We start from the raw sequence: 4,274 nt of genomic DNA on the forward strand, positions 1-4,274 counted from the left end.
AGCACGGCGGTACCGTCCGTGGCGGACAGCGGTGACCCCGACGCGGTCGAGCTGGGCGTCTCGTTCACGCCGAGCTCCGACGGGCAGATCACCGGGGTGCGCTTCTACAAGTCCACGGCCAACGGCGGCACCCACACCGGCAGCCTCTGGAGCGCCGCCGGGAACAGACTGGCGACCGGCACGTTCTCCGGCGAGACCGCATCCGGCTGGCAGACCCTGACCTTCTCGCAGGCGGTGGCGGTGACCGCGGGCACGACCTACGTCGCCTCGTACTTCGCGCCGCAGGGGCACTACGCGGTGGACAGCGGCTACTTCGACAAGGCCTGGCAGAACGGCCCGCTGGCCGCCTCGCTGACGAACGGGCTGTACCGGTACGGCTCGTCGGGGGGCTTCCCGAACGACACCTATGGAGCGACGAACTACTGGGTCGACCCGGTCTTCCAGACGGGGTCCCCGGCCGACCACACGGCGCCGTCGGTGACCTCGACGACCCCCTTGGCCGGCTCGTCCAGCCAGTCGGCGACGAACCCGGTCAGCGCGACCTTCGACGAGGCCGTCAAGGACAGCTCGATCTCGTTCACGCTCAAGGACTCCGACGGGGCGTCCGTGACGGGCACGACGGCATACACCGCCGCCACGAAGACGGCGACCTTCACGCCGGCTGCGAGCCTCTCGCGTGGCAAGACGTACACCGCGAGCGTCACCGCGACCGACCCTGCGGGCAACGCCATGTCCCAGGCGAAGACCTGGACGTTCACGACGGCCCAGCCCGACCCGACCCCGGGTGTCTGCCCGTGCAGCATCTGGACCGACGCGACGACGCCCGACGTGCTCGCGGAGCCCGACTCAAAGGTGGAGGTCGGCACGGCCTTCACGACCGACACGGCCGGTTCGATCACCGGCGTGCGCTTCTACAAGGGCGCCGCCAACACCGGGCCGCACACGGTGAGCCTGTGGAACTCCAGCGGCACCCGCCTGGCCACGGCGACCTCGACCGACGAGACGACCCAGGGCTGGCAGACCGTCACGTTCGACCAGCCGGTGGCCGTCACGAGCGGCACGACCTACATCGTGTCCTACCTGGCCGGCAACGGGAACTACTCGGTCACCGAGTCGGGGTTGGCCACCCCGATCGACCGATCACCGCTGCACACCCTCGCGACGGGTGGCCGGTACGCCTACGGCGGTGGGTTCCCGTCGAACACCTACAACAGCAGCTACTTCGTCGACCCGATCTTCACGACCGGCGGCGGAGCAACCGCGGCACCGACCGGGGGGTCGACCGCCTCGGCGACGCCCACCGGCACGGCGACCACCACGGCAGCCCCGACCGGCACGGCCAGCGCGTCAGCGACGCCAACTGCGCCATGACGTTCCGGCGGTTGCGCTGACCGCCTCCGACACGGATTTGTCAGTTCTGCCACGAAGGACGTCAGTTTGGGGTTCCATGTCCTGTAGGGGGCACTGGGAGTGGCTGAAGCCACGGGTCTGTTGATGTCCCGAACTACTGGGGGGTTTGAACGCGTATGACGCTGCGTGCAGCGGTTATCGGTGCGGGCTACTGGGGTCCCAACCTCGTCCGCAACTTCAGAGGCAGCGAGGACTGGGAGCTCGCCGCGGTCTGTGACCTCGACGAGTCGCGGGCCCGCAAGGTCGTCGGCGACGCCCGGGTCGACGTCGAGACCGACGTCCGGCGCCTGCTCGCCCGCGACGACATAGACGCCGTGGCGATCGCCACGCCGGCCAACACGCACCACCCGCTCGCGCTGGCCGCGCTCGAGTCGGGCCGGCACGTGCTCGTCGAGAAGCCGCTCGCGGCGTCGAGCAGCGAGGCCCGCGAGATGGTGCGTCGCGCCGAGCAGAGCGGGCTGGTCCTCATGTGCGACCACACCTACTGCTACACGCCGGTGGTGCAGCGGATCCGCGACATCGTCCAGTCGGGCGAGCTCGGCGACGTGCTGTTCGTCGACTCCGTGCGGATCAACCTCGGGCTCGTGCAGCCGGACGTCGACGTCCTCTGGGACCTCGCCCCGCACGACCTGTCCATCCTCGACTTCGTCCTGCCGGGCGGGCTCGTGCCCGAGGCGGTTGCCGCACACGGCGCCGACCCGATCGGTGCCGGGCGGGCCTGCATCGGCTACCTGACGATGCCGCTGCCCGGTGGCGCCATGGCGCACGTGCACGTCAACTGGCTGAGCCCGACGAAGATCCGCCAGATGGTCGTCGGGGGCAGCCGCCGGACCCTGGTCTGGGACGACCTCAACCCGCAGCAGCGGCTCAGCGTCTACGACCGGGGAGTCGACCTCGACCTCAGCTCGCGCACCGAGGACATGTCGGACCGGCGCGCCGCAGGGATCTCCTACCGGCTCGGCGACATGTACGCGCCGTCGCTGCCGGAGGTGGAGGCGCTCGGCAGCATGGTGGGCGAGTTCGCGGCCGCCATCCGCGAGGGACGACCGCCGCGGACCGACGGGGCGGGTGGCCTGCGCATCCTCGACGTGCTCGAGGCCTCGACCCGCAGCCTCAAGGACGGCGGACGGATGGTCGAGGTGGGCATGACCGACCGGAGCGAGACAGGAGCACTGGCATGAGCAGGCTGGACGGAGCACGGGTCCTCGTCACCGGCGGGGCCGGGACGATCGGCTCGACCATCGTCGACCAGCTGCTCGACGCGGGTGTCGCCCACGTCGACGTGCTGGACAACCTCGTTCGCGGACGCCGGGAGAACTTGGCCGCGGCCTTCTCGCGCGGCGGCGTGGCCCTCGTCGAGGGAGACCTGCGGGACCGCGACCTGGTGCACGACCTGACCCGGCCGACCGACATCGTCTTCCACCAGGCGGCCATCCGCATCACGCAGTGTGCCGAGGAGCCCCGGCTCGCCCTCGAGGTGCTCGTCGATGGCACGTTCAACGTGCTCGAGGCAGCGGCCGAGCACCGCGTCGACAAGCTCGTGCTGGCCTCGTCCGCCTCGGTGTACGGCCTGGCCGAGTCGTTCCCGACGACCGAGCGGCACCACCACCACAACAACGACACGTTCTACGGGGCGGCCAAGTCCTTCAACGAGGGTATGGCGCGCAGCTTCCGCGCGATGAAGGGCCTGGACTACGTGGCCCTGCGCTACTTCAACGTCTACGGCCCCCGGATGGACGTCCACGGGCTCTACACGGAGGTCCTGGTCCGGTGGATGGAGCGGATCGCCGACGGCCTGCCGCCGCTGATCTTCGGTGATGGGTCACAGACCATGGACTTCGTCTACACCGTCGACATCGCGCGGGCGAACATCCTCGCAGCGCTCTCGGACGTGCGCGAGGGGGTCTACAACATCGCCAGCGGCACCGAGACCTCACTGCTCGGGCTGGCCGAGGCCCTGCTGTCGGCGATGGACTCCGACCTCGGCGTCGAGCACGGCCCCGAGCGCGCCGTCAACGGCGTGACGCGGCGCCTGGCCGACGTGACCGCAGCCGAGCGGGACCTCGGCTGGCACGCCACGACAGACCTCGACACGGGTCTGCGCGAGCTCGTCGACTGGTGGCGGCCGCAGCGTGCGGCCGTCGCGGCCGGACGGAGGGCCTCGGCATGAGCCGGATCAACGTCATGCAGCCCTGGCTCGGCGAGGAGGAGATCGCTGCAGTCAGCGACGCCATCCGTTCCGGGTGGGTCGCCCAGGGGCCACGCGTCGGCGAGTTCGAGCGGGCCTTCGCCGACCGGATGAGCGCCCGGCACGCAGTTGCCGTGTCGAGCTGCACCACCGCGCTGCACCTGGCGCTCGTCGTCGCCGGGATCGGCAGCGGCGACGACGTCGTCGTCCCGTCGTTCTCCTTCATCGCCACCACCAACGCCCCGACCTACGTCGGTGCCCGGCCCGTCTTCGCCGATGTCGACGCCGAGACCGGCAACGTCACAGTCGACACAGTCAAGGCCGCGCTCACCGACCGGACCCGAGCGGTCATCGTCGTGGACCAGGGCGGCGTGCCCTGCGACCTGATGTCGATCAGGGCGTTGTGCGACCCGCTGGGGATCGTCGTGATCGAGGACGCGGCCTGTGGCGCCGGCTCGACGTACGACGGCGCCCCGGTCGGCGCGCGGGCGGACATCGCGTGCTGGTCGTTCCACCCGCGCAAGCTGCTCACCACCGGGGAGGGCGGGATGATCACGACCGCTCGCGCCGACTGGGCCGACCGGGCCCGGCACCTGCGCGAGCACGCGATGAGCGTCAGCGCCGCCGACCGGCACCGCAGCGTGCTGCCGCCCGCCGAGGACTACACCGAGGTCGG

4 protein-coding genes are annotated in these 4,274 nt (G+C 70.8%); all 4 read left to right on the forward strand.

All coding sequences use genetic code 11. The features are described from left to right. The coding region (locus WMI84_RS17130) for a DUF4082 domain-containing protein (RefSeq protein WP_347354988.1) at positions 1 to 1,371 on the forward strand (1,371 nt) is incomplete at its 5' end. 155 nt (positions 1,372 to 1,526) lie between these two features. Next, positions 1,527 to 2,591 carry a Gfo/Idh/MocA family oxidoreductase gene (locus WMI84_RS17135; RefSeq protein WP_347354989.1) on the forward strand — a complete coding sequence of 355 codons (1,065 nt, stop codon included), beginning with the start codon at positions 1,527 to 1,529 and terminating at the stop codon, positions 2,589 to 2,591. Further along, positions 2,588 to 3,580, forward strand: a complete 993-nt coding sequence (locus tag WMI84_RS17140; RefSeq protein ID WP_347354990.1) for an NAD-dependent epimerase/dehydratase family protein — start codon at positions 2,588 to 2,590, stop codon at positions 3,578 to 3,580. Before WMI84_RS17135 ends, WMI84_RS17140 begins: the two co-directional genes overlap by 4 nt. Beyond that, the coding region (locus WMI84_RS17145; RefSeq protein WP_347354991.1) for a DegT/DnrJ/EryC1/StrS family aminotransferase at positions 3,577 to 4,274 on the forward strand (698 nt) is incomplete at its 3' end. The genes WMI84_RS17140 and WMI84_RS17145, both read left to right, overlap by 4 nt.

The sequence above is a fragment of the Intrasporangium sp. genome (assembly GCF_039812505.1).
In the GTDB taxonomy this organism is placed as follows: domain Bacteria; phylum Actinomycetota; class Actinomycetes; order Actinomycetales; family Dermatophilaceae; genus Intrasporangium_A.

Excerpts from the sequence above, each read along its gene's own strand:
- WMI84_RS17135 (WP_347354989.1), top strand. The coding sequence starts at position 1,527 with ATGACGCTGCGTGCAGCGGTTATCGGTGCGGGCTACTGGGGTCCCAAC.
- WMI84_RS17140 (WP_347354990.1), top strand. The coding sequence starts at position 2,588 with ATGAGCAGGCTGGACGGAGCACGGGTCCTCGTCACCGGCGGGGCCGGG.